The organism is Variovorax sp. GW822-FHT04E09, assembly GCF_058800845.1.
Genome location: NZ_JBXAMR010000008.1, coordinates 286,067 through 303,527, shown reverse-complemented (window position 1 = coordinate 303,527; position 17,461 = coordinate 286,067). Strand labels below are relative to the sequence as shown.

Here is a 17,461-nt window from a genome sequence, read left to right as displayed (position 1 = left end):
TCTCTCGCAACCACTTGTATAGACAGGTTCACATGCCAAGCAATCACACCGCCACTCCCCACGCCACATTGACCCTCACGCCCGGCAAGGTCGACCTTGCGATGCTGCGACGTATCCAGGCCGGCGGCGTGCACCTTGCGCTCGACCCGTCGGTGCAGGACGGCATGGCCAAGGCCGAGGCCGCGGTGCGTCACATCGTCGAGAACGACGAGGTGGTCTACGGCATCAACACCGGTTTCGGCAAGCTCGCCAGCACGCGCATCGGCAACGACCACCTGGCCGAGCTGCAGCGCAACCTCGTGCTCTCGCACAGCGTGGGCACGGGCGAGCCGCTGGCCGCGCCGGTGGTGCGCATGATCCTCGCGACCAAGGCCGTGAGCCTGGCGCGTGGCCACTCGGGCGTGCGGCCCGCGCTGGTCGATGCGCTGCTGGCGCTGTTCAACGCCGGCGTCACGCCCAGCATTCCGTGCAAGGGCTCGGTCGGCGCTTCGGGCGACCTGGCGCCGCTGGCCCACATGGCCTGCGTGCTGATCGGCGAAGGCGAAGCCACGCTGGCCGACGGCAAGAAGGTCAGCGGTGCCGAGGCCATGCGCAGCATCGGCCTCGAGCCCTTCGTGCTCGGCCCCAAGGAAGGCCTGGCGCTGCTCAACGGCACGCAGGTGTCGACCGCGCTGGCGCTGGCCGGCCTGTTCGGCGCTGAAGACGTGTTCGCCGCCGCGCTGATGTCGGGCGCGCTGTCGCTCGAAGCCATCCAGGGCTCGATCAAGCCCTTCGACGCGCGCATCCACGCCGCACGCGGCCAGCCCGGCCAGATCGCCGTGGCCGGCGCCGTGCGCACGCTGCTCGACGGCAGCGAGATCGTTCCCTCGCACGCCGACTGCGGTCGCGTGCAGGACCCGTACTCGGTGCGCTGCATCCCGCAGGTGATGGGCGCCTGCCTCGACAACCTGGCCCACGCCTCGCGCGTGCTGGTCATCGAAGCCAATGCCGCATCGGACAACCCGCTGGTGTTCTGCGACACCGGCGAGGTGATCTCGGGCGGCAACTTCCACGCCGAGCCCGTCGCCTTCGCGGCCGACATCATTGCGCTGGCCGTGAGCGAAGTCGGCGCCATCGCCGAGCGCCGCCTCGCGCTGCTGCTCGACAGCGGCCTGTCGGGCCTGCCGCCCTTCCTGGTGCGCGACGGTGGCCTGAACTCCGGTTTCATGATCGCGCAGGTCACGGCCGCCGCGCTCGCGTCGGAAAACAAGTCGCACGCGCACCCCGCCAGCGTCGACAGCCTGCCGACCTCGGCCAACCAGGAAGACCACGTGTCGATGGCCACCTTCGCGGCGCGCCGCCTGGGCGACATGGTCAACAACACCGCCGTGGTGGTGGGCATCGAAGCGATGGCTGCCGCGCAAGGCATCGAGCTCAAGCGCAAGCTGAAGAGTTCGCCGCTGGTCGAAGCGGAATTCGCCCGCATCCGCCAGAAGGTCGCGTTCCTCGAGACCGACCGCTACCTCGCACCCGACATCGAAGCCATGCGCCTGTGGGCGCTCGCGGCCGACCTGCCGGCCGCGCTGCTCGACATCCTGCCCAGCCACTCGAAGTGATCCGTACCGACTGCCACCCGACAAGGAGAACCACGCCATGAACGCACCCGACAAATTCGCCCTGAACACCACCACCGGCGCCGATCCGCGCCATGACCCGACCCGCGTGATCCGCGCCCCGCGCGGCACCGAGCTCAACTGCAAGAGCTGGCTCACCGAAGCGCCGTACCGCATGCTGCAGAACAACCTCGACGCCGAGGTGGCCGAGCGCCCGCAAGACCTCGTGGTGTACGGCGGCATCGGCCGCGCCGCGCGCGACTGGGCCTGCTACGACCAGATCCTCGCCTCGCTGAAGGAACTGGAAGACGACGAAACCTTGCTCATTCAATCGGGCAAGCCCGTGGGCGTGTTCAAGACGCACGCCGATGCACCACGCGTGCTGCTCGCCAACTCCAACCTCGTGCCGAAGTGGGCCAACTGGGAGCACTTCAACGAGCTCGACCGCCAGGGCCTCTTCATGTACGGCCAGATGACGGCGGGCAGCTGGATCTACATCGGCAGCCAGGGCATCGTGCAAGGCACCTTCGAGACCTTCGTCGAAGCCGGCCGCCAGCACTACAACAACAGCCTTGCGGGCAAGTGGATCTTGACGGCCGGCCTGGGCGGCATGGGCGGCGCGCAGCCGCTCGCGGCCACGCTGGCCGGCGCCGTGTCGCTGAACATCGAGTGCCAGCAGTCGAGCATCGACTTCCGCCTGCGCACGCGCTACGTCGACAAGCAGGCACGCGACATCGACCACGCCTTCGAGCTCATCAAGCAGCACTGCGACGCCAAGGAAGCCGTGTCGATCGCGCTGCTGGGCAACGCGGCCGACATCCTGCCCGAGCTGGTCAAGCGCGCGAAGGCCGGCGGCCTCAAGCCCGACCTCGTGACCGACCAGACCTCCGCGCACGACCTGATCAACGGCTACCTGCCCTCGGGCTGGACCGTGCCGCAGTGGCAGGCCGCCATGAAGGACGCGTCGCAACACGACGCCCTGAAGAAGGCCGCCGCGAAGTCGTGCGCCGTGCACGTGCAGGCCATGCTCGACTTCCAGGCCATGGGCATTCCCACGGTCGACTACGGCAACAACATCCGCCAGGTCGCGTTCGACGAAGGCGTGAAGAACGCCTTCGACTTCCCGGGCTTCGTGCCGGCCTACATCCGCCCGCTGTTCTGCGAAGGCAAGGGCCCGTTCCGCTGGGTGGCGCTCTCGGGCGATCCGGAAGACATCTACAAGACCGACGCCAAGATCAAGGAGCTGTTCCCCGAGAACACCCACACCCACCGCTGGCTCGACATGGCGCGCGAGCGCATCGCCTTCCAGGGCCTGCCCGCGCGCATCTGCTGGCTCGGCCTGGGCGAGCGCCACATCGCCGGCCTGGCCTTCAACGAGATGGTGAAGAACGGCGAGCTCAAGGGCCCGATCGTCATCGGCCGCGACCACCTGGACACCGGCTCGGTCGCCAGCCCGAACCGCGAGACCGAAGCCATGAAGGACGGCACCGACGCCGTCTCCGACTGGCCGCTGCTCAACGCCCTGCTCAACACGGCCGGCGGCGCGACCTGGGTCAGCCTGCACCACGGCGGCGGCGTGGGCATGGGCTACTCGCAGCACTCGGGTGTGGTGATCGTGTGCGACGGCACCGACGCCGCGGCCAAGCGCATCGGGCGCGTGCTCTTCAACGACCCGGCCACCGGCGTCATGCGCCATGCCGACGCGGGCTACGACATCGCCGTGGCCACGGCGAAGAAGCAGGGCCTGAAGCTGCCGATGATCAAGTAAGGCCGGCAGGCGCTGCAGGTGAAGTAAAAAAGCGGGTCACCGACACCCCGACAAAGAAGGAGACCCGACGATGACCCTCGATGCTTCCGACCTGCAGCGCCGCGTGCGCGAACGCGTGGACGACGCGCTGGTGGCGCAGTTCCAGCGCGATGGCGCGGTCTGCATCCGCCAGCTGCTCACGGCCGACGAACTCGCGCTGCTGCGTGACGGCATCGAGGCGAATCTGGCGGCGCCCAGCCCGCGCGCCAAGGTCGCGAGCCGGCCCGACGACCCGGGCCGTTTCTTCGAGGACTTCTGCAACTGGCAGGAGATCGACGCCTTCGGCCGCTTCATCCGGCAGGCACCGCTGGCGCCCCTCGCGCAGCGGCTCATGGGCTCGGACACCGTGCGCCTGTACCACGACCACCTGCTCGTGAAGGAACCCGGCACGCGCCAGCGCACGCCGTGGCACCAGGACCAGCCCTACTACAACATCGAGGGCATGCAGAACGTCAGCATGTGGATTCCGGTCGATCCGGTGTCGCGTGCCGCCACGCTCGAGTTCGTGGCCGGCTCCCACAAGGGGCCGTGGCTGATGCCGCGCACCTTCATGGACAACCACGCCAAGTGGTTCCCCGAAGGCAGCCTGGACGACCTGCCCGACATCGAGGGCGCGCGCGAGCGCTTTCCGATCGTCGGCTGGGACATCGAGCCCGGCGACTTCGTCTGCTTCCACATGCTCACGCTGCATGCGGCCGCCGGTGTCGAGGGGCCGAACCGGCGCCGCGTGTTCTCGGTGCGTTTTTTGGGCGACGACATCCGCCACGCGCCGCGCAGCTGGAAGACCTCGCCCGATTTCCCGGGCCTGGCCGAGCGCCTGCCGGCCGGCGCGCCGATGGACGATCCGCTCTTTCCGCTGCTGGTGCGCTGAGCCTCGGTAAGACGAAGGTAGAAAGAAAAAACGCGCTCATTCCCATCGCGTGGGAATTCGGGCTTGGTCGTGAGAACGGCGAGCAAGATACTGCACGCCGCATCCACTTTCGACCGCCCAGCGATTGCCCCCGATGACGACCCCCCTTGACGCTCCTGCCCACAACGACCGCGCGCTGTTCGTGCTGTCGGTGCTGGCGCAAAGCAAGGCGGCGATGACGGCGGCCGAGCTCGTGCAGGCCACCGGCCTGTCGCAGAGCACGCTGTACCGCCAGGTCGCCACCCTGCGCCGCTGGGGCTTCGTGATGGAGTCCGAGGGCCGCTACTCGCCGGGGCCCGTCAGCGTGCAGCTGGCCAGCGGCTTCGACGGCAACTCCGACCTCGTGATGGCCGCGCGCGCCGACATGCGCGTGCTGGCGCAGCAAAGCCACGAGAGCGTCGCGCTCGTCACCCTGGTGAACGAGCGCGTCGTGTGCCTGGAGATGATCGACAGCGAGCAGTCGCTGCGCTGCTCCTTCGACCGTGGCCGCAGCGTGCCCGCGCGCGACGGCGCCAGCGCCAAGTGCCTGCTGGCCCACGCGCCCGACGACGCGCGCGACCTGCTGCTCGACGGTCTCGACGAAGGCCCCGAACGCCGCGCCGAGCGCGCCGCCGAACTCGACGCCATCCGCGCCGCCGGCCATGCCGTGACCCACGGCGAGGTCGATGCCGGCGTGTGGGGCGCGAGCGCGCCGGTGCTGGCCGCGGGCCGGCGCCTGCGCGGGGCGATCACGTTGATGGCGCCGCTCACGCGCGTCGAAGGCATGGAAGCTGCATTGGTCCACATGACCGTCGTCACGGCGGCCCGCATCTCGCGCGCACTGCAGTAGTCGCCGCTTTTTCTTTTTTCTTTCTCCCTCCCTCACCTCCACGAAAGCCCTCCCATGAACACCCGTCGCACCCTCGTCGCCGCCGCCCTGTCCGGCCTCGCCTTCTTCGGTTTCGCTGGCGCCGCGCAAGCCCAGGGCGAGCCGCTGCGCGTGGCCACCGACGCCACCTTCCCGCCGATGGAGTTCGTGGAAAACGGCAAGCGCACCGGCTTCGACGTGGAGCTGGTCGAGGCCATCGGCAAGACGCTGGGTCGCAAGATCGAGTGGATCGACATCGACTTCAAGGGCCTCGTGCCGGGCCTGATCTCCAAGCGCTTCGACATGGCCGTGTCGGGCATCTACATCACCGACGAGCGCAAGAAGGTCGTCGACTTCACCGTGCCGTACTACGCCGGCGGCCTCGTGGTCATGGTGAAGGACGGCAACACCACCATCAAGAAGCCGGCCGACATCAACGGCAAGAAGGTCAGCGTGCAGGTGGGCACCAAGTCCGTGTCGTACACGAAGGAGAAATTCCCGCAGGTGCAGCTGATGGAAGTCGAGAAGAACCAGGAGATGTTCAACCTCGTGGACATCGGCCGCGCCGACGCCGCCGTCACCGGCAAGCCCGCCGCCTTCCAGTACGTGCGCACGCGCGGCGGCCTGAAGGTGCTCGACGAGCAGATCACCACCGAGGAATACGGCATGGCCATCCGCAAGGACACGCCGGAGCTCACCAAGGCCGTGAACGGCGCGATCGAGAAGCTCAAGGCCGACGGCACCTACGCCGCCATCGTGAAGAAGTGGTTCAGCGCCACCGCCAAGTAAGCGCGCCATGGACTTCGATTTCTCGCCCGTCTGGCAGGGCTGGCCCGACCTGCTGCGCGGCGCGCTGGTCACGGTGGAGATCACCGCCTGCGCGCTGGCCCTGGGTTGCGTGCTGGGCCTGCTGGTCGGCATCGGCCGGCTGAACCCGAAGCGGCGCTGGATCTACGGCGTGTGCACCGCCTACGTGGCGGCGATTCGCGGCACGCCGCTGCTGGTGCAGCTGTTCATCCTGTTCTTCGGCCTGCCGCACTTCGGCATCCTGCTGCCCGCCTTTGTGTGCGGCGTGCTGGGGCTCGGCGTGTACTCGGGCGCCTACGTGTCCGAGATCGTGCGCGGCGCGATCCAGTCGATCGACAAGGGCCAGACCATGGCCGCGCAGTCGCTGGGCATGACGCCCGGCGTGGCCATGCGCCAGATCGTGTTGCCGCAGGCCGTGGTGCGCATGATTCCGCCGCTGGGCAACGAGTTCATCGCGCTCATCAAGAACTCGGCGCTGGTGTCGCTGCTCACGATCCACGACGTGATGCACGAAGGCCAGAAGATCATCAGCGTGTCGTACCGCTCGCTCGAGGTGTACCTGGCCATCGCGCTCGTGTACTTCATGCTCACGGGCACCATGACCTTGATCCTGCGGCATTTCGAACAGAAGCTGCGCCAGGGCGGGTTGATGCGATGAGCGTGCAGCGTTTTTCGCGCGCGACCCTGCGCGCCACGCCCTGGAAGAACGGCGGCGGCACCACGCAGGAAATCGCCAGCTGGCCGCAAGGCGCGGGGCTCGACAGCTTCGGCTGGCGCGTGAGCATCGCGACCATCGCGTCGCCGGGCCCGTTCTCGGTGTTCCCGGGCATCGACCGCCAGATCATGCTGCTCGAAGGCGACGGCGTGCGCCTCTTCACGCACGACGGCCGCGTGTCGCACCGGCTCGACGTGCCGCACCAGCCCTTCGCTTTTTCCGGTGACGACCCGATCGACTGCACGCTGCTCGGCGGCGCCTCGAACGACTTCAACGTGATGGCGCGCGGCGGCCAGTGGCGCGCCGACGTGCAGGTGCTGGAACGCGCCGCCGACATCGCGCCCGCGCCGCACGGCGTACTGCTGGCCTTGCGCGGCGAGTGGCGCTTGAATGACGGCGAAGCCCTGGGCGACGGCGACGGCCTGTGCTGGACCGACGCCGCGCAGGCATGGCAGGCCGCACCGGCGAGCGAGGGCGCGCGGCTGGTGGCCGTGCGCTTCGTGCCGGCCTGAGCGGCCCAAGCAAAGAACAGGAGATGACGATGACACCCCCCAGCGAATTCCCCTCGGCCGACGGCCTGTGGACCGGCCTGCGCCTGGCGCCCGGTGCGGCGCCCGGCGTCACCTTGGCGCCCGACGCCGAAGCCGCCCTCGTGGTCGCGCAGGGCACGGTCCGCTGGGTCGGCGCGCGCGCTGATGTGCCCGCCGAATTCGCGGGGCTCGCGCCGCACGACGGCGGCGGCGCGCTCGTCACGCCCGGTCTCGTCGATTGCCACACGCACCTGGTCTACGGCGGCCAGCGCGCCAACGAGTTCGCGATGCGGCTCGCGGGCGCCACCTACGAAGAGGTGGCCAAGGCCGGCGGCGGCATCGTCTCGTCGGTGCGCGCCACGCGCGAGGCCGACGAGGACACGCTGTTCGCCCAGGCCGCCGCGCGCCTCGAGCAGCTGCTGGCCGACGGCGTGTGCGCCATCGAGATCAAGTCGGGCTACGGCCTGGCGCTCGAACATGAACGCAAGCAGCTGCGCGTGGCGCGGCGACTTGGCGAGGCTTATGGCGTGACCGTGCGCACCACCTTCCTCGGCGCGCACGCGCTGCCGCCCGAGTACGCCGGCCGCAGCGGCGACTACATCGACCTCGTCTGCAAAGAGATGCTGCCCGCGCTCGCCGCCGAAGGGCTGGTCGATGCGGTCGACGTGTTCTGCGAGCGCATCGCCTTCTCGCTCGCGGAAACCGAGCAGGTCTTCCAGGCCGCCAAGGCGCTGGGCCTGCCGGTCAAGCTGCATGCCGAGCAGCTGTCGGACATGGGCGGCGCGGCGCTGGCCGCACGCTACGGCGCGCTGTCGTGCGACCACATCGAGCACCTGTCGGCCGACGGCATCGCGGCCATGCGCCAGTCGGGCACCGTGGCCGTGCTGCTGCCCGGCGCCTACTACACGCTGCGCGACACGCACCTGCCGCCCATCGACGCGCTGCGCGCCGCGGGCGTGCCGATGGCCGTCTCGACCGACCACAACCCCGGCACCTCGCCGACGCTGAGCCTGCTGCTGATGGTCAACATGGCCTGCACGCTGTTCCGCCTCACCGTACCCGAGGCGCTGGCCGGCGTCACCGTGCACGCCGCGCGCGCGCTGGGCCTGCAGGACACGCACGGCGCGATCGCGCCCGGCATGCCCGCCAACTTCGTGCTCTGGAACCTGCACGACGCCGCCGAGCTGGCCTACTGGTTCGGCCAGCAGCCGGTGCGCGCCGTGGTGCGCCAGGGACGCATCGCCATCGGAGCCACCGAATGACACACACGCTTTTCGCAGCCGATGCGCTGCTGCCCGCAGGCTGGACGAAGAACGTCCTGCTGTCGTGGAACGACGCTGGCCAGCTCACGCAGGTCCAGGCCGGCGCGCAGCCGCCCGCGGGCGCGCAGCTGGCGACCGGCCCGGTGATCCCCGGCATGCCCAACCTGCATTCGCACGCCTTCCAGCGCGCCTTCGCGGGGCTCACCGAGCACCGCGCCGAACAGCAGGACAGCTTCTGGAGCTGGCGCACGCTGATGTACCGCTTTGCCGCGCGCCTCGGCCCGCAGCACATGGAGGCCATCGCGACCTGGCTCTACGCCGAGATGCTCGAGGCGGGCTACACCAGCGTGTGCGAGTTCCAGTACGTGCACCACGACACCGACGGCCGCCCCTATGCCGACGACGCGGCGCTGAGCCGCGCGCTGCTGCGCGCCGCGCACAACACCGGCATCGGCTTCACGCTGCTGCCCGTGCTCTACCAGACCAGCGGTTTCGGCGACCAGCCGCCCACCGAGGGACAGCGCCGCTTCATCCGCTCGACCGAGTCGATGCTGCGCCTGCTCGACGCGCTCAAGCCCGACTGCGACGCGCAGGGCGCGCGCCTGGGCCTGGCGCCGCACTCGCTGCGCGCCGTGCCGCCCGAGGCGCTGCGCGAGGCGCTCGCCGGCCTGGACGCCATCGACCGCACCGCGCCGGTCCACATCCACATCGCCGAGCAGACGAAGGAAGTGGACGACTGCGTGGAGTGGAGCGGCCTGCGCCCGGTCGAATGGCTGCTCGACCACGCGGCCGTCGACGCGCGCTGGTGCCTCGTGCACGCCACGCACATGAACGACGCCGAGTACGAATACGCGGCACAGAGCGGCGCGGTCGCGGGCCTGTGTCCGACCACCGAGGCCAACCTGGGCGACGGCATCTTCGACTTCGCGCGCTGGCGCAGCCACGGCGGCGCCTGGGGCGTGGGCTCCGACAGCCACGCCAGCGTCAACGCGGCCGAAGAGCTGCTGATGCTCGAGTACAGCCAGCGCCTGGGCCGGCGCCAGCGCAACGTCGGCGCCAGCGCGGCGCAGCCGCACGTGGCCACCGCGCTCACGCTCGAAGCCGTGCAGGGCGGGGCGCAAGCTTCGGGCCGCGCGGTCGGCGGGCTGGCCGCGGGGCAGCAGGCCGACTTCGTCGTGCTCGATGCCCATCACCTCGCGCTGCAGGGCCTGTCGGCGCCCGACATGCTCTCGGCCCATGTGTTCGCGAGCCACCGCACCTCGGCCGTCGACGCGGTCTGGGTGGCGGGCCGCCCGCGCGTCACGGCCGGGCGCCACGCGCTGCATGGCGATGCCGCAGCCGCCTTCGTTGCCGCGCGCACCCAACTCCTCAAGGACTGAATTCCCATGGCCTTCACCACCACCGAACCGGCGTTCCGCTTCCGCCAGGGCACGCGCCCGCTGCTGATCTCGATGCCGCACGTCGGCACGCACGTGCCGCCCGCACTGGCCGCACGCTTCACCGACGAGGCGCGCCACGTGCCCGACACCGACTGGCACCTCGAGCAGCTCTACGACTTCGCCGACGCACTCGGCGCCTCGGTGCTCGTGGCCACGCACTCGCGCTACGTGGTCGACCTGAACCGTCCGCCGGACGGCGCCAGCCTCTACCCGGGCCAGAGCGTCACCGGCCTGTGCCCGGTCGACACCTTCGACGACACGCCGGTCTATGCGAAGCCCGAAGACCACCCGTCCGACGAAGAAGTTGCCGAACGCCGCGAGGCCGTCTGGCGCCCGTACCACCAGCAGCTGCAGGCCGAGCTCGATCGCCTGCGGGCCGCGCACGGCACCGTCGCGCTGTGGGACGCGCACTCGATCCGCTCGGTGCTGCCGCGCTTCTTCGAAGGCAAGCTGCCCGACCTGAACCTGGGCACCGCCGACGGCAAGAGCTGCGACCCCGCGCTGGCCGCCACGCTGCGCGGCATCGCCGAATCGGCGCCGGGCTACACCGGCGTGCTCAACGGCCGCTTCAAGGGCGGCCACATCACGCGCCAGTACGGCAACCCGGCCGGCGGCGTGCACGCGGTGCAGCTGGAGATGACGCAGTCGAGCTACATGCAGGAAGCGCTGCCCTTCGACTACCTGCCCGACGTGGCCGCGGGCGTGAAGCCGCATGTGCGCCGCATGCTGGAAGCCGTGCTGGCCTTCGTCGAAGGCGGCGCCCGGTGAGCGCCGCCATCCACGCGTTCGCGCGCCCCGAGGTGCCGCCGCTGCCGCCCTACAACGCGGGGCTGTCCTCGGACGCCGTGCGCGCGCGCTACGGCGTCAGCGAGATCGCGCGGCTGGCGAGCAACGAGAACCCGTACGGCCCCAGCCCCGCGGTGGCGCGGGCGCTGGTCGACCTGGCGGCGCGCGCGGGCACCTACCCCGACGCCAACTCCACGGCGCTGCGTGCCGCCATCGCGCAGCGCACCGGGGCGCAGCCCGGCGAGGTGGTGATCGGCAACGGTTCGGAGGACATCCTGCAGATGCTGTGCCAGGCGCTGCTGTCGCCGGGCGACCGCGTGCTCACGCAGCGCCCGGCCTTCGGCCTGCACGAGATCTACCCGCGCATGATGGGCGCGCAGGTCGAGCTGCTGACGCTCACGCCGGAACTCGGCTTCGACGTCGACGCCTGGTGCGCCGCGCTCGCGCGTGGGCCCAAGGTGGTGATGCTGGCCAACCCCTCGAACCCGGTCGGCTGCATGTTCGATGCGGACGACTTCGCGCGCCTGCTCGCGGCGGTGCCCGCGGGCACGCTGCTGGTGGTGGACGAGGCCTACTACGAATATGCGCGGCTGGCGCCCGGCTACCCCGACGTGCTCGCCCTGCTGCGCACATGGCAGGCGGCGGGCGAAGGCCGCGCCCCCTGGATCGTGCTGCGCACCTTCTCCAAGGCCTGGGGCCTGGCCGGCCTGCGCGTGGGCTACGGCATTGCGTCCGACGCGGCGCTGGTGCAGCTGCTCGACCGCGTGCGCACGCCCTTCAACGTGAACCTGGCGGCGCAGGCCGCGGCGCTGGCGGCCTGGGGCGACGAGGCCTTCATGGCGCAGGCGGTGGCGCGCACCGTGCAACAGCGCGAGGCGCTGGCGGCGCAGCTTCGCGCCCTGGCCGGGTCGGTCTGGCCGGGCCTGCGCATCGCGCCTTCGGCGGCCAACTTCCTGTTCGTCGACCTCGGGCGGCCCAACGCGCCGGTCAACGAGGCCCTGCTGGCGCGCGGGATCATCGTCAAGCCCTGGAAGGAGCCGGGCTTCGAGACCTTCATCCGCGTGTCGGTGGGCACCGACGCGGACAACGCGCGCTTCGTGCAGGCGCTGGCGGAGATCGCGGGCGGGCAAGGCTGACGCCGGCAAGACCCGCCTGCGCGCCGGGCCAGACCGGGGTTTTTACAATCGCGGACATGACCAAGCCCCTCATCTATACCCGCGGCCAGGCGCTGCCGGGCATCCTCGCCAACCGCATTGCCATCCTCGACGGCGCGATGGGCACGATGATCCAGCGCTTCAAGCTCACCGAAGAGCAGTACCGCGGCGAGCGCTTCAAGGACTTCGAGCGCGACGTGAAGGGCAACAACGAGCTGCTGTCGCTCACGCGCCCCGACGTCATCACCGACATCCACGAGGCCTACCTCGCGGCCGGCGCCGACCTCATCGAGACCAACACCTTCGGCGCCACCACCATCGCGCAGGAGGACTACAAGATGGCCCATCTGGCGCGCGAGATGAACCTCGAATCGGCCAAGCTCGCACGCGCGGCCTGCGACAAGTACAGCACGCCCGACAAGCCGCGCTTCGTGGCCGGCGCCCTCGGCCCGACGCCCAAGACGGCGAGCATCAGCCCCGACGTGAACGACCCGGGCGCGCGCAACGTCGATTTCGAATCGCTGCGCGCGGCGTACTACGAGCAGACCGAAGCGCTGGTCGAAGGCGGCGCCGACGTGATCCTGGTCGAGACCATCTTCGACACGCTCAACGCCAAGGCCGCGCTGTTCGCGGTGGACGAGTACTTCGACAACAGCGGCCAGCGCTTGCCGCTGATCATCAGCGGCACGGTGACTGACGCCTCGGGCCGCATCCTCAGCGGCCAGACCGTCACCGCCTTCTGGCACAGCGTGCGCCATGCGCAGCCGCTGGCCATCGGCCTGAACTGCGCGCTGGGCGCGACGCTGATGCGCCCCTACATCCAGGAGCTGGCGCGCGTGGCGGGCGACACCTACATCAGCTGCTACCCGAACGCCGGCCTGCCCAACCCGATGAGCGACACCGGCTTCGACGAGACGCCCGACGTCACCTCGCGCCTGCTGCACGAGTTCGCGGCCGAGGGGCTGGTGAACATCGTGGGCGGCTGCTGCGGCACCACGCCGGACCACATCGCGGCGATCGGTGCGGCGGTGGCGCCTGCCAAGGGCCGCCTCTTGAACAGCAACGGCTTCTACAAGGAAGCCGCCTGACGCCGGGCGCCGCGCGCGCCCTCGGCTGATTGACGGCTCCCCGCCCCACGCCTACGCTGGGGCGCACAGGAGCCTCCCATGAACGCCACATCCTTCTTGCGCCGCGCTGCCTTGGGCGCGCTCGTCCTGCTGCTGCCGCTCGCGGCGGCGGCGCAGCAGGCCTTCACGCGCGGCGCGGTCAACCTGCGCGCCGGGCCCTCGGGCGACTATCCGCTGGTGGCACGGCTCGGGCCGGGGCAGCCGGTCGACGTGGTCGGCTGCACCAGCGGCTACGGCTGGTGCGACGTGGTGCTGCCCGACGGCGGGCGCGGCTGGGTCTGGGCCAGGAACCTCGACTACGCCTACCAGCAGCAGCGCGTGCCGCTGGCCACCTACGGCGCGGTCATCGGCGTGCCCATCGTGAGCTTCGTGATCGGCAGCTACTGGGCCGACTACTACCGCGACCGCCCCTGGTACGGCGACCGGCGCTGGTGGGGCCACCGGCCCCCGCCGCCACCGATCGCGGGTTGGCGTCCGCCGCCGCCCGTGCACCCGGGCTGGCAGCCGCGGCCCTGGCCGGGGCCTGGCGTGCGTCCGCCCCACGGACCTGGGGTGCGTCCACCTCATGGACCTGGGGTCCGTCCCCCGCACGGGCCGGGCATCCGGCCGCCCGTCGACCCGGGGTTCCGCCCGCCGCGCCCGCAGCCGGGCTTCCGGCCCGGGCCGCCGCCGGGCGTGTCGCATCCGCATCCGGGCGGGGGCCGGCCCGGTGGGGGCGGCGGGGGTGGAGGAGGGCGTCCGCACGGCGGGGGCGGTGGGCACGGCGGTGGAGGCGGGCACGGCCACGGCCACGGAAAGAATTGACCCGGCTCACACGGCCGGCGTCCCGATGCCGGCCGCCGCCTGCCGGTCGCGTGCGATCAGCGCCACGAAGCGCTGCGCGCCCAGCCCCAGCGGCCGTTCGCGCGACCACACCACGTCCACCCACAGGTCCAGCCCGTTGCTGAGGTTCTCGAACGGGATCTCGACCAGCGCGCCCGCCGCCACGTGCGGCCGCGCGAAGTTGCGCGGCAGCCAGCCCCAGCCCAGCCCGGCGGTGATCAGGCTCAGCGCGGCCAGCGCGTTGTCGGTGCGCCAGACATGCCGCGCGAACACGAAGCGCGGGTCGCTGGTGGCCAGGTCGCGCCCCGCGACCACGATCTGGCGCGTGTTGGTCAGATGCTCCTCGCGCAGGCGCCCGCCGGCCGCCGCGCGCAGCACCGGGTGCTCGGGCGCCATCACGGCCACCATGGTGTCGCTGCCGACCTCCTGGAAGCCCTCGCGGCCGTCGAGGCTGGGGCGCTCGAACACCAGCGCCAGCTGCGCCCGGCCGCTGTGCAGCAGCGCCAGCGCGTCGGCCTGCGGCGCGGCCAGCACCTCGACCTGCAGCAGCGGGTAGTCGTCGGCCAGCGCGGCCAGCGGTCCGCTCCAGGGCGCGGCCAGCAGCTCGGGCGCGATGGCCAGCGTGAGCCGGTCTTCCAGCCCCTGCGTGAGCGCCAGCGCCTGCACCTGCAACTGCCGCAGCTGGGCCGCGAGCAGCCGCGCCTGCGGCTCGAGCGAGCGCGCGGCGGAGGTGGGCTGGGGCTCGCGGCCGCTGCGGTCGAACAGCGGCAGCGCCAGTTCGGCCTCGAGGTTGGCGATGGCCATGCTGACGGCCGACGGCACCTTGCGCAGCGCGCGTGCGGCGGCCGAGAAGGAGCCGTGGTCGATCACGGCCAGGAAGACCTCGACGTTGTCGCTGGAGAAAGCCATGGGGCCCCGATCTATCAATAAAACTGAAATAAGTTAACTTTTTATATCAACTAAAAGCAAATAAAGTCCCTCCATCGCAGTCAAACACACAGAGAAACAGTCATGCAGGGCCTTCAGCGTCGGATCGTTTACATCTCCCTCTACGAGGGCATCGCCATCGTGGCGGCCAGCGCCGGCCTGGCCCTGATGTCGGACGCGGGGCTCGGTCACTCGGGCCTGCTGGCCGTGGGCGCCTCGGTCATCGCGGTGATCTGGAACCTGACCTTCAACGCCCTGTTCGAGCGCTGGGAGTCGCGCCAGGCGGTGCGCGGGCGCAGCCTGAAGCGCCGCATCGCCCACGCCATCGGCTTCGAGGGCGGCCTGATCGCCTTCCTGGTGCCGATGCTGGCCTGGGGCCTGGGCGTGTCGCTCTGGCAGGCGCTGGTGATGGACCTGGGCCTGGTGGTGTTCTTCCTGGTCTATACCTTCGTCTTCAACTGGGCCTTCGACCGCGTGTTCGGCCTGCCGGCCTCGGCCATGGGCGAAGCGCAGCCTGCGTAAGCCTGCGCTTACTTAACGGATTTATCGCGCCGGCTTGGGCGCGGCGGCCGAGCGCATCGCCAGGGCACCGCTCAGGCGCAGGCGCTCGTTCTCGTTGAAGAGCGTCTCGCGCAGCTGGGCCCGCTCGGCCTCGGGCGCGTTGGCGTAGCGGTCGAGCCGGGCGTTCCATTCCTGGGTTTCCTGGTCGAGCGTGGCCAGGCCGCGCGCCACCTCGTAGCCGTAGGCCTCGCTGCGCGCGGCAAAGCGCTCCTGGGGGCTGGCGCCGCGCGCCTGCAGCGCCTCGGTCTGGCGCATCACGTCCAGATGGGCCACGGCCTCCTTGCGCACCTCGCGCTGCGCGGGCGACAGCCAGGCCTGCTCGCTTTGGGCCAGCGCCGCGGCGCGCTGTTCGGGCGTGAGGTCGGGGTTGGACAGCAACTCCATCTTCTCGGCCATGAACCGGTCCTGCCGGATCTGGTCGCCGAACAGGCCTTCGATTTCCTCGGGCGCGAAGAACTGACGGCGCACCGCCTCGCGCGCCTCCAGGCTGCGGCGCAAGAAGGCCGGGTCGCCCGGCGCGGGTGGTTGCAAGGTGCGCAGGGCTTCCTGCATGTCGACGTAGCGCTCCAGCAGGCCCAGCGCGCGCACGCGCCAGTCCTCGCGCAGGCGCTGGGCGAGCAGGGCGGGCGCGCGGGCCATCAGCGTGGCCTTGCTGTCGGCCTGCGCTTCGGCGAGCACCTGGTCGAAGAGGGTGATGAGGTCGCTGGTGAGCAGGGCGTCGGGGGCCGCCGCAGCTTGCGGCACCGGCGGGGGCGCGCCGGGCACCGCGACCGCCGCCGTGGCGCGGGGCGCGGCGGCCTGCGGCGCATCGACCGCCCCGGGGCCGAGCGCCAGCCAGCCGGTCCCCGCGGCCACCAGCGCGACGGCGCCGATGGTCAAGGCCACACCGCGCATGCGCAGCGTCCTCAGAGCCCCGCGCTCTTGAGTCGCGCGGCCTGTTCCCTGAACAGCTCCGGCGGCTTCTTCTCGTAGTACGGGAACTGGCTGCCGTAGGTGTTGCCGAAGGCCTGGTTCACCTCGTCCAGGTGGTTCTGGCGGTAGTCGCCCAGGTGGGTGCCCAGGCGCGTGGTGCAGACCGCGAGCAGGCCGTCGTTGGCCTCGCCGAAGAAGAACAGGCTGCCCAGGGTCGACAGCGCCGTGTCGCTCGGGTCGAACAGGTTGAAGCTGGTCGACACGCCCGACCACGAGTAGTAGCGCACGCCGTTGGCCACGGCCGCACCGCTCTTCACGTCGCACGACGAGCCCGGCGCGGGGCGCCCCTGCGGGAACTTGGCGTCGAAGGCCGCGCCGCCCGCCGTGGTCAGCGAGGCCAGCGCGTTCAGCGGCACCTCGGGCAGCTGGCTCGGGTCCTTGCCCGAGAGAAAACCGATCAGCCCCGTCAGCAGGCCGACGGCCTTCACCACCAGGGTCTGGCCGATGCCGCCCTCGGGCAGCTTGGCCAGCAGGTCGGCCACCTTCGAGCCGCCGTTGGCGCCGCCCACCGACGTGACCGAGGCCACCATGTCGGGCGCCACCGCCGCCACGTAGCGCACCGTGGGCGAGCCCTGCGAATGGCCGATGAGGTTGAACTTGAGCGTGGGGTTCTGCTCCAGCGCGCGGATGGTCTTGAGTTCCTGCAGCAGCTGCTCGCCGCGGATCTCGGAGGTGTTGGTGCCCGACACCTGCGCCACGTACACCTTGGCGCCCGCGGCGGCCAGCCTGCCGGGGATGTCGTAGAAGTAGTCGACGCCCAGCAGGTTGTCGAAGCCCAAGAGGCCGTGGACCAGCACGATCGGGTATTTGGTCTTCGCCGTGTCGGAGGTGACGCGGGCCTCGACGCGCGTGGCGCTGTCGCCGGCGGCGGCACGCGCCGGTGGCGCATGAACCGCGAGGGCCGCGGCGGCCAGGAGGCCGCAGCTCAGGGCCACGGCGCGCATCGGGGTGGCTGCATGCTGCAACCGGACATTCCACTTCCTGGCCATCGGCGAACTCCCTTACGTTTGGTTAAAAACACGAACGTTCGTTCAGAAACGGTGGGCGCATTCTGTTGACACGTGCAGGAATGAAAACTGGGGTTTTCCCAGGGCGCAATCGAATCGACCTAAAATGCGCGACTTCCCAAGGAGCGTTGCAGCGGTTCGCCACAGAGGCGAATCGTCAGGCTTGGGGCGACAACGACGCTCGCCTGTCCGACTC

Annotated in this window: 17 protein-coding genes and 1 riboswitch; of the genes, 14 read left to right on the top strand and 3 right to left on the bottom strand. The window is 70.7% G+C overall.

Annotated elements, in window-relative coordinates; genetic code table 11:
* Positions 1 to 32: 32 nt before the first annotated feature.
* From hutH to AC1RL8_RS27485, 13 genes are all read left to right on the top strand, one after another.
* The gene (gene hutH, locus AC1RL8_RS27545; protein WP_070064048.1) at positions 33 to 1,595 is read left to right on the top strand and encodes a histidine ammonia-lyase; all 1,563 of its coding nucleotides are present in this window, start codon (positions 33 to 35) and stop codon (positions 1,593 to 1,595) included.
* Between the two features lie 37 nt (positions 1,596 to 1,632).
* Positions 1,633 to 3,360: a urocanate hydratase gene (gene hutU / locus AC1RL8_RS27540; RefSeq protein ID WP_492687203.1), complete on the top strand. Its 1,728-nt coding sequence runs from the start codon at positions 1,633 to 1,635 to the stop codon at positions 3,358 to 3,360.
* Between the two features lie 70 nt (positions 3,361 to 3,430).
* Positions 3,431 to 4,270 (top strand): phytanoyl-CoA dioxygenase family protein, encoded by an 840-nt coding sequence (locus tag AC1RL8_RS27535; protein WP_307589766.1) that lies wholly within the window; start codon positions 3,431 to 3,433, stop codon positions 4,268 to 4,270.
* Between the two features lie 133 nt (positions 4,271 to 4,403).
* Positions 4,404 to 5,138, top strand: a complete 735-nt coding sequence (locus tag AC1RL8_RS27530; RefSeq protein ID WP_095951039.1) for an IclR family transcriptional regulator — start codon at positions 4,404 to 4,406, stop codon at positions 5,136 to 5,138.
* Positions 5,139 to 5,192: 54 nt separating this feature from the next.
* Complete coding sequence (locus AC1RL8_RS27525; RefSeq protein WP_354345165.1) at positions 5,193 to 5,945, top strand: transporter substrate-binding domain-containing protein; 753 nt, start codon at positions 5,193 to 5,195, stop codon at positions 5,943 to 5,945.
* Positions 5,946 to 5,952: 7 nt separating this feature from the next.
* A complete protein-coding gene (locus tag AC1RL8_RS27520) occupies positions 5,953 to 6,621 on the top strand; it encodes an amino acid ABC transporter permease (protein ID WP_062482282.1) in 669 nt (222 codons plus the stop codon).
* Positions 6,618 to 7,190 carry a HutD/Ves family protein gene (locus tag AC1RL8_RS27515; protein ID WP_139703363.1) on the top strand — a complete coding sequence of 191 codons (573 nt, stop codon included), beginning with the start codon at positions 6,618 to 6,620 and terminating at the stop codon, positions 7,188 to 7,190. The genes AC1RL8_RS27520 and AC1RL8_RS27515 overlap by 4 nt, the downstream gene beginning before the upstream one ends.
* A 23-nt stretch (positions 7,191 to 7,213) precedes the next feature.
* The gene (gene hutI / locus AC1RL8_RS27510; protein ID WP_390347409.1) at positions 7,214 to 8,470 is read left to right on the top strand and encodes an imidazolonepropionase; all 1,257 of its coding nucleotides are present in this window, start codon (positions 7,214 to 7,216) and stop codon (positions 8,468 to 8,470) included.
* Entirely contained in the window at positions 8,467 to 9,849 is a 1,383-nt protein-coding gene (locus tag AC1RL8_RS27505) for a formimidoylglutamate deiminase (protein ID WP_492687204.1), read from the top strand. Before hutI ends, AC1RL8_RS27505 begins: the two co-directional genes overlap by 4 nt.
* A gap of 6 nt (positions 9,850 to 9,855) precedes the next feature.
* Positions 9,856 to 10,677, top strand: a complete 822-nt coding sequence (gene hutG / locus AC1RL8_RS27500; protein ID WP_095951042.1) for an N-formylglutamate deformylase — start codon at positions 9,856 to 9,858, stop codon at positions 10,675 to 10,677.
* Positions 10,674 to 11,831, top strand: coding sequence for a histidinol-phosphate transaminase (locus AC1RL8_RS27495; protein WP_492687205.1), 1,158 nt, complete (start codon positions 10,674 to 10,676; stop codon positions 11,829 to 11,831). Before hutG ends, AC1RL8_RS27495 begins: the two co-directional genes overlap by 4 nt.
* A 56-nt stretch (positions 11,832 to 11,887) precedes the next feature.
* On the top strand, positions 11,888 to 12,937 hold the full coding sequence (locus AC1RL8_RS27490; protein ID WP_070064057.1) for a homocysteine S-methyltransferase family protein: 1,050 nt from the start codon (positions 11,888 to 11,890) through the stop codon (positions 12,935 to 12,937).
* Between the two features lie 78 nt (positions 12,938 to 13,015).
* Entirely contained in the window at positions 13,016 to 13,780 is a 765-nt protein-coding gene (locus AC1RL8_RS27485) for an SH3 domain-containing protein (protein WP_159278916.1), read from the top strand.
* A gap of 6 nt (positions 13,781 to 13,786) precedes the next feature.
* Here the strand turns inward: AC1RL8_RS27485 and AC1RL8_RS27480 are convergent, their stop codons facing one another.
* Positions 13,787 to 14,707, bottom strand: coding sequence for a LysR family transcriptional regulator (locus tag AC1RL8_RS27480; RefSeq protein WP_062474000.1), 921 nt, complete (start codon positions 14,705 to 14,707; stop codon positions 13,787 to 13,789).
* 102 nt (positions 14,708 to 14,809) lie between these two features.
* Here AC1RL8_RS27480 and AC1RL8_RS27475 point away from each other — a divergent pair, with 102 nt between their 5' ends.
* Positions 14,810 to 15,247 carry a PACE efflux transporter gene (locus tag AC1RL8_RS27475; RefSeq protein ID WP_062473998.1) on the top strand — a complete coding sequence of 146 codons (438 nt, stop codon included), beginning with the start codon at positions 14,810 to 14,812 and terminating at the stop codon, positions 15,245 to 15,247.
* Between the two features lie 21 nt (positions 15,248 to 15,268).
* Here AC1RL8_RS27475 and AC1RL8_RS27470 read toward each other — a convergent pair whose 3' ends face one another.
* Positions 15,269 to 16,180, bottom strand: a complete 912-nt coding sequence (locus tag AC1RL8_RS27470; protein ID WP_492687206.1) for a lipase secretion chaperone — start codon at positions 16,178 to 16,180, stop codon at positions 15,269 to 15,271.
* 11 nt (positions 16,181 to 16,191) lie between these two features.
* Positions 16,192 to 17,247, bottom strand: a complete 1,056-nt coding sequence (locus tag AC1RL8_RS27465; protein WP_235926910.1) for an esterase/lipase family protein — start codon at positions 17,245 to 17,247, stop codon at positions 16,192 to 16,194.
* 132 nt (positions 17,248 to 17,379) lie between these two features.
* Positions 17,380 to 17,455: riboswitch (S-adenosyl-L-homocysteine riboswitch) on the top strand.
* The last annotated feature ends 6 nt before the right edge of the window (positions 17,456 to 17,461 follow it).

Bases quoted from the DNA above. Each gene is read 5' to 3' on its own strand.
- hutH (WP_070064048.1), top strand. From the start codon at position 33: ATGCCAAGCAATCACACCGCCACTCCCCACGCCACATTGACCCTCACG.
- hutU (WP_492687203.1), top strand. From the start codon at position 1,633: ATGAACGCACCCGACAAATTCGCCCTGAACACCACCACCGGCGCCGAT.
- AC1RL8_RS27535 (WP_307589766.1), top strand. From the start codon at position 3,431: ATGACCCTCGATGCTTCCGACCTGCAGCGCCGCGTGCGCGAACGCGTG.
- AC1RL8_RS27530 (WP_095951039.1), top strand. From the start codon at position 4,404: ATGACGACCCCCCTTGACGCTCCTGCCCACAACGACCGCGCGCTGTTC.
- AC1RL8_RS27525 (WP_354345165.1), top strand. From the start codon at position 5,193: ATGAACACCCGTCGCACCCTCGTCGCCGCCGCCCTGTCCGGCCTCGCC.
- AC1RL8_RS27520 (WP_062482282.1), top strand. From the start codon at position 5,953: ATGGACTTCGATTTCTCGCCCGTCTGGCAGGGCTGGCCCGACCTGCTG.
- AC1RL8_RS27515 (WP_139703363.1), top strand. From the start codon at position 6,618: ATGAGCGTGCAGCGTTTTTCGCGCGCGACCCTGCGCGCCACGCCCTGG.
- hutI (WP_390347409.1), top strand. From the start codon at position 7,214: ATGACGATGACACCCCCCAGCGAATTCCCCTCGGCCGACGGCCTGTGG.
- AC1RL8_RS27505 (WP_492687204.1), top strand. From the start codon at position 8,467: ATGACACACACGCTTTTCGCAGCCGATGCGCTGCTGCCCGCAGGCTGG.
- hutG (WP_095951042.1), top strand. From the start codon at position 9,856: ATGGCCTTCACCACCACCGAACCGGCGTTCCGCTTCCGCCAGGGCACG.
- AC1RL8_RS27490 (WP_070064057.1), top strand. From the start codon at position 11,888: ATGACCAAGCCCCTCATCTATACCCGCGGCCAGGCGCTGCCGGGCATC.
- AC1RL8_RS27485 (WP_159278916.1), top strand. From the start codon at position 13,016: ATGAACGCCACATCCTTCTTGCGCCGCGCTGCCTTGGGCGCGCTCGTC.
- AC1RL8_RS27480 (WP_062474000.1), bottom strand. From the start codon at position 14,707: ATGGCTTTCTCCAGCGACAACGTCGAGGTCTTCCTGGCCGTGATCGAC.
- AC1RL8_RS27475 (WP_062473998.1), top strand. From the start codon at position 14,810: ATGCAGGGCCTTCAGCGTCGGATCGTTTACATCTCCCTCTACGAGGGC.
- AC1RL8_RS27470 (WP_492687206.1), bottom strand. From the start codon at position 16,180: ATGCGCGGTGTGGCCTTGACCATCGGCGCCGTCGCGCTGGTGGCCGCG.
- AC1RL8_RS27465 (WP_235926910.1), bottom strand. From the start codon at position 17,247: ATGGCCAGGAAGTGGAATGTCCGGTTGCAGCATGCAGCCACCCCGATG.